The organism is Bradyrhizobium sp. Mp27 (assembly GCF_029953005.1).
Lineage (GTDB): Bacteria > Pseudomonadota > Alphaproteobacteria > Rhizobiales > Xanthobacteraceae > Bradyrhizobium > Bradyrhizobium barranii.
This window is the reverse complement of record NZ_JASAUS010000509.1, coordinates 1-1,283: the sequence shown is the minus strand read 5'-3', so window position 1 is coordinate 1,283 and position 1,283 is coordinate 1. Positions and strand designations below refer to the sequence as shown.

Annotated in this window: 1 protein-coding gene; it reads right to left on the bottom strand. The window is 61.3% G+C overall.

Features of this window, described 5'->3' with window-relative positions:
• On the bottom strand, positions 1 to 1,204 hold a 1,204-nt coding region (locus QJT78_RS51380), incomplete at its 3' end, for an IS256 family transposase (RefSeq protein WP_281460889.1).
• Positions 1,205 to 1,283 lie beyond the last annotated feature (79 nt).

Below are 1,283 nucleotides of genomic sequence, written 5' to 3'. Positions count from 1 at the left end.
TGACCTTCGGCAACTGATTTGTGCCTTTCAGCCGCCGCCAGGTCTTTGATGCGGCGCAGAGCAGCTTGAACACCATCAACTTGGCAGTCGTTGACGATAACGAACCTTTCGTGCGCACCGTTCTGTGCCGGACCGTCGCGAACACGCTTTCGATGGGATTCGTCGTCCGCAAGTGGTCCCAATGCTCGGCGGGGAATTCGTAGAACGCAAGCATTGCGTCGCGATCTTTCGTCAGGCACTCGACCGCCTTGTCGTACTTCGCTCCGTATTTCTCGGCAAAGACATCGATCGCCACTTCGGCCGAAGCTCGGTTGGACGCCAAATAGACCTCGCGCAGATCCTTCTTCATGCTGGCCTGTACCGACACTGCGACTTTGTTCAAGATATTCGCGGTTTTGTGCACCCAGCACCGCTGATGTCGCGTGGCGGGAAAGACCTCGTCGAGCGCCTTCCAGAAGCCGAGCGCGCCGTCACCGACGGCGATTTCCGGGGCGATCTTCAGCCCACGGGTTTTCGCCTCGACGAGCAGTTCGTGCCAGCTCTGCGTGCTCTCGCGCACGCCGACCTGGAAGCCGATGAGTTCCTTCTTGCCTTCCGGCGTCGCGCCGATCAGCACCAGCATGCATTCGCTGTGGTCTTCCATGCGAGCCTGCAGGAAGACGCCGTCCGCCCACACGTATACGTACCGGCGCGCCGACAGATCGCGCTTCTGCCAACGCTCGTACTCGAGCTGCCACTCCGTCGTCAGTCTGGAAACCACCCCCGGAGAAAGATTCGGCGCATCCTTGCCCAAGAGCGCCGCCAGCGCCTCCTGGAAGTCGCCCGTCGAGATGCCTCGCAGGTACAGAACCGGCAAAAGTGCATCCAAGCTCTTCGTGCGCCGTGCCCACAACGGCAGGATCGCCGAGGTGAAGCGGATCCGCTCGCCATCGCTGGTCACCGCGCGATCGCGAATCTTTACCCGGGCGACTTCGACGGCGCCGATCCCCGTCTGGATCGTCCGCACTGGACCATGGCCGTGCCGCACGAGGCGGTCGCGGCCATCGGGAAGCTTCAAGCCCTTCATCGCGGCGAGAAACGCCTCGGCTTCCATCTCGACAGCCTGCGCAAGCAGCTGCCGAGCACCAGATCGCAAAATATTCGTCAGTGGATCGTCGATCTCATCGGGCTGACGCAGTGGGACAATGTTGCTATGCTCGTTCATGGCGTATCGCTCTCCTTGAGGTTCTGGCAGGCTCGACACCCGCCTCGATACGCCGCCTATCTCATTCCGTCATCACCCA